Source organism: Marilutibacter maris, assembly GCF_006546735.2.
Taxonomy (GTDB): domain Bacteria; phylum Pseudomonadota; class Gammaproteobacteria; order Xanthomonadales; family Xanthomonadaceae; genus Marilutibacter; species Marilutibacter maris.
On record NZ_VICD02000327.1, the window covers coordinates 1 to 4,788 of the forward strand.

Here is a 4,788-nt window from a genome sequence, read left to right on the forward strand (position 1 = left end):
CCAGCAGGTCGCGGCCCTCCAGCAGCGGCGGGATGGTCGCCGCCTGGATCGGCGAGGGCGACTCGTAGCCGACCTCGCTCAGGGCCTTGAGCAGGGGCTCGGGAAGCGAGAGATCGCCGAAGCCCAGGGGGCTGCTGTCGTCGTTCGCGCTATCGTTGTTCATTGGAGGGCTCCCTCGGACTGCCCGCGAGGGCCAATCGCCCATTCTACGCTCCGACGGTGGCATCCCGTGCGTCGCGCGGTTCGCGGGTCAGCGTGGATTGGGGCGGCGGGCCCGCTCCGGAACGGCCCGGCGGAGCCCGTCCAGGGGCGGATTCAGGCCTGCTCGACCCGATCCCGTCCCAGGCGCTTGGCGGCCAGCAGGGCGGCATCGGCGCGGTCGGTGGTGGTTTCCAGGGGCTCGCCGTCGCGGACCTGGGTCACTCCGGCGCTGATCGTGACCGACGCGGGGGTGTCGATCGCGGCGACCGCCCGGCGGATGCGTTCGGCGACCCCGGTCGCGGCCGCCGCGTCCAGGTCCGGCAGCAGGGCGACGAACTCCTCGCCGCCGATCCGCGCCAGCAGGTCGTACTTTCTTAGTTGCGCGCGCATCACCGTGGACACTTCCTGCAGCAGGGCGTCGCCGCGGGCATGGCCGTAGCGGTCGTTGATCGACTTGAAGTGGTCGAGATCGAAATACACCACCGACAGTGGCGTCCCCGCGCGCTGATGGGTGCGGCGCATGAGCTCGGCGCGCGCTTCCCAGCCGTCGCGGTTGGCGGTGCCGGTGAGCGAGTCGCGATGCAGTCGTTCCAGCAATCGTTGCCGGTGCATGAAGATGTCCGCCGACGCGCCCAGATGGGCCGCGCGCTGGGTCAGGCCGATCGCGCAACCGGCGCCGAAGAACAGGCCGTAGGCGCCCCACAGCGCCAGCGGCGCGCCGAGGTGCCACAGCAGCCCGCACATCGGCAGGGCCAGCGCCGCGATGATCCCGGTCGCGGCCAGCCGCGACAGCGCGAACGGCAGCAGGATGACCGCCATCAGCATGACCGCCACGTGGGTCAGGCTCAGTCGGGCGGGCTCGATCGCGGTGGTGGCCGCGATCGCGACGCTGAACACCAGGGTGTAGAGGATTCCGAACACCACCGTGCGGCGGCTGAAGCCGGAAGCGCGGATCAGCCAGGCCGCGATCAGCAGGGCCAGCACCAGCGCCAGACGCAACAGCAGGGTCCAGCGCGCCGACGCGCCGAGCACCACCAGGTCGCGCAGCCAGCCCACCGCGAACAGCAGCGGCATGGTGAAGGTCAGCAGGGTCAGTCCGGCGCGCGATTTGGCGAATGTGAACCTGAGCAGCCGAACGCGTTCCGAGGCCGGCAATTGCCGGTGCCGTGGCCGACGCCACCTGCGTCCACGCCATGCGGAGATCAGACCCATCGACCGTGGCCCCCTGGTTCGAAGCTGTGTTACCCGGCGTCCTGTCGTGCGGCTCCCTGTTGTTGTCGGCGATGCGAATTCGGGGCGTGCCGGCTCGGGGGACGTCAGATCCGGCGCAGAGCGCGTGCGATCATGGTCGGGCTCCCCTTCGAACCGAACGCGTTGCCGGCGCGTCCCCGAATGCCCATCTCCTCGCCACCGATATTACGCTTCGACAACGCCTTTGTCCGCGAGATGCCGGGCGATCCCGACCAGGGACCCGGCACCCGCCAGGTCGAAGGCGCCGCCTGGTCCGCGGTGCGGCCGACCCCGGTGCCGGCGCCGCGGATGCTGGCCTGGTCGGCGGAGATGGCCGAGCGGCTGGGCCTGGACGGGGCCTTCATGGACGGCCCGCTGGCGGCGGCGGTGCTGGCCGGCAATCGCCTGCTGGACGGTATGGCGCCGTTCGCCGCCAACTACGGCGGCCACCAGTTCGGCCACTGGGCCGGCCAGCTCGGCGACGGCCGCGCGATCGGACTGGGCGAGGTGCTCGATGCCGCCGGCGAGCGCTGGGAGCTGCAGCTCAAGGGCGCCGGCCCGACCCCGTATTCGCGCAGCGCCGACGGCCGCGCGGTATTGCGCTCCTCGATCCGCGAGTTCCTGTGCAGCGAGGCGATGCATCACCTCGGGGTGCCGACCACGCGCGCGCTGAGCCTGGTCGCGACCGGCGAGACGGTGGTGCGCGACATGTTCTACGACGGCCATCCGGAGGCCGAACCGGGCGCGATCGTGTGCCGGGTGGCGCCCTCGTTCCTGCGCTTCGGCAACTTCGAGCTGCCGTCCGCGCGCGGCGACCAGGCGCTGTTGCGCCAGCTGGTCGACTTCTGCATCCGCCGCGATTTCGCGCATCTGTCCGAACGGCACCGGTCCGGCGCGGGCGAGGCCTTGTACGGCGACTGGTTCGGCGAGGTCTGCGAGCGCACCGCGGCGATGGTCGCCGACTGGATGCGGGTGGGGTTCGTGCACGGGGTGATGAACACCGACAACATGTCGATCCTCGGCCTGACCATCGACTACGGGCCCTACGGATGGATCGACGACTACGACCCGGACTGGACCCCGAACACCACCGACGCGACGCATCGCCGCTACCGCTTCGGCCAGCAGCCGCAGGTCGCCTACTGGAACCTCGGCCGTCTCGCCGGCGCATTGGCGCCGTTGTTCGACGGTGTCGAGGCGTTGCAGGACGGGCTGCGCCGCTACGTGGACGCATTCAACCGCGCCGAACGCGGCAATACCGCGGCCAAGCTGGGACTGGAGGCCTGCCGCGACGACGACATCGCCCTGATGCAGTCCCTGCGCGAGCTGCTGAAGGCCGGCGAGATCGACATGACCCTGTTCTTCCGCGGGTTGCCCGGAGTGGACCTGTCGGCGCCGTCGCTGGACGCGCTGGATGCGGCGTTCTACGACGCCGACAAGCGCGAGGCGGTGGCGCCGGCGCTGCTGCAGTGGCTGGCCGCCTACGCGAAGCGCGTCGACGAGGACCCGCTTCCCGACGAGCACCGCTGCGCTTTGATGAAGGCGACCAACCCCCGCTACGTGTTGCGCAACTATCTCGCCCAGCAGGCGATCGACCGTGCCCACCAGGGCGATATCGCGGGAGTGACCGAGCTGCTGGAGGTGATGCGCCGGCCCTACGACGAACAGCCCGGCCGCGAGGCCTTCGCCGCCCGCCGTCCGGACTGGGCCCGCGATCGCGCCGGCTGCTCGATGCTGTCCTGCAGCTCCTGAGCCGCGAAGCGGCGCGCCGGCCCGCTAGAATGGGCGGATGTCCCTGATCAATCTCATCGACGTCGACTACAGCGTCGGCGGCCCGCTGCTGCTGGAGCGCGTCGATCTCTCGATCGAAGCCGGCGAGCGCATCGCCCTGATCGGCCGCAACGGCGCCGGAAAGTCGACCCTGCTGCGCCTGATCGACGGCGCCCTGCAGCCGGACGACGGCGAAGTGCGGCGTAGCGAGGGTGTCCGTGTCGCCCGCCTCGAACAGGAGGTGCCGGCCGGCGCCGAGGGCGACGTCTGGGACGTGGTCGCCGCCGGCTTGGGCGAACTGGGCGCGTGGCTGGCCGAGTTCCACCACCTCAGCCATGCCGATCCGGTCGACACCGAGGCGCTGGCGCGGGTGCAGGCGCGGATCGAGGCCGCCGACGGCTGGGCGCTGGACCAGCGCGTGACCGAGACGCTCGAGCGGCTGGAACTGGACGGCGATGCGGTGTTCGCGCGCCTGTCCGGCGGCATGAAACGGCGGGTGCTGCTGGCCCGGGCGCTGGTGTCCTCGCCGGACGTGCTGTTGCTGGACGAGCCGACCAACCACCTCGACATCGAGGCGATCGACTGGTTGGAGGGGTTCCTCAAGAACTGGCCGGGCGCGCTGGTGTTCATCACCCATGACCGCCGCTTCCTGCGCGCGCTGGCGACCCGGATCGTCGAGATCGACCGTGGCGCGCTGACCAGTTGGCCCGGCGACTGGAACAACTACCTGCGCCGCCGCGAGGAGCGCTTGAACGCCGAGGCGCAGGAGAACGCCCGCTTCGACAAGCTGCTGGCGCAGGAAGAGGCCTGGATCCGGCAGGGCATCAAGGCGCGCCGCACCCGCGACGAGGGGCGGGTGCGCCGGCTCAAGCAGATGCGGGTCGAGCGCGCCGGGCGGCGCGAGCTGCAGGGCAGCGTGAAGATGTCGATGGCCCAGGGCGAGTCGTCCGGGCGCAAGGTGATCGAGGCCCGCGGGCTGTGTTTCGCCTTCGCCGAACGGCCGCTGGTCCAGGGCCTGGACACCGCGGTGATGCGCGGCGACCGGATCGGCCTGATCGGGCCCAACGGCAGCGGCAAGACCACCCTGCTGAAGCTGCTGCTGGGCCAGCTCGAGCCCGCCCGCGGCGAGGTGCGACTGGGCAGCAACCTGCAGGTCGCCTATTTCGACCAGTACCGCGCGACCCTGCGCGAGGACTGGAGCGCGCTGGAGAACGTCGCCGAGGGCCGCGACCACGTCGAGATCGGCGGCAAGTCCAAGCATGTGATCGGCTATCTGCAGGACTTCCTGTTCACTCCGGAGCGGGCGCGGGCCCCGATCACCCGGCTGTCCGGCGGCGAGCGCAACCGGCTGTTGCTGGCCAAGCTGTTCGCGCAGCCCTCGAACCTGCTGGTGATGGACGAGCCGACCAACGACCTCGACGTCGAGACCCTGGAACTGCTGGAGGAATTGCTGGCCGATTACCCGGGCACCCTGCTGCTGGTCAGCCACGACCGCGACTTCCTCGACAACGTGGTGACCTCGACCCTGGTGATGGAGGGCGAGGGGCGGGTCGGCGAATATGTGGGCGGTTACAGCGACTGGCTGCG

The 4,788-nt window shown here is 70.8% G+C and carries 4 protein-coding genes; 2 read left to right on the forward strand and 2 right to left on the reverse strand.

What is annotated here, in order from left to right:
* Together FKV24_RS19985 and FKV24_RS18245 are read right to left on the reverse strand one after the other, a co-directional pair.
* On the reverse strand, positions 1-163 hold a 163-nt coding region (locus tag FKV24_RS19985; RefSeq protein ID WP_141483408.1), incomplete at its 3' end, for a DEAD/DEAH box helicase.
* Between the two features lie 152 nt (positions 164-315).
* Positions 316-1,356 (reverse strand): diguanylate cyclase domain-containing protein, encoded by a 1,041-nt coding sequence (locus tag FKV24_RS18245; RefSeq protein ID WP_141483409.1) that lies wholly within the window; start codon positions 1,354-1,356, stop codon positions 316-318.
* A gap of 237 nt (positions 1,357-1,593) precedes the next feature.
* Between FKV24_RS18245 and FKV24_RS18250 the strand changes: the two genes are divergently transcribed.
* Positions 1,594-3,183 (forward strand): protein adenylyltransferase SelO, encoded by a 1,590-nt coding sequence (locus FKV24_RS18250; RefSeq protein ID WP_141483410.1) that lies wholly within the window; start codon positions 1,594-1,596, stop codon positions 3,181-3,183.
* A 37-nt stretch (positions 3,184-3,220) separates the two neighbouring features.
* On the forward strand, positions 3,221-4,788 hold a 1,568-nt coding region (locus FKV24_RS18255; protein WP_141483411.1), incomplete at its 3' end, for an ATP-binding cassette domain-containing protein.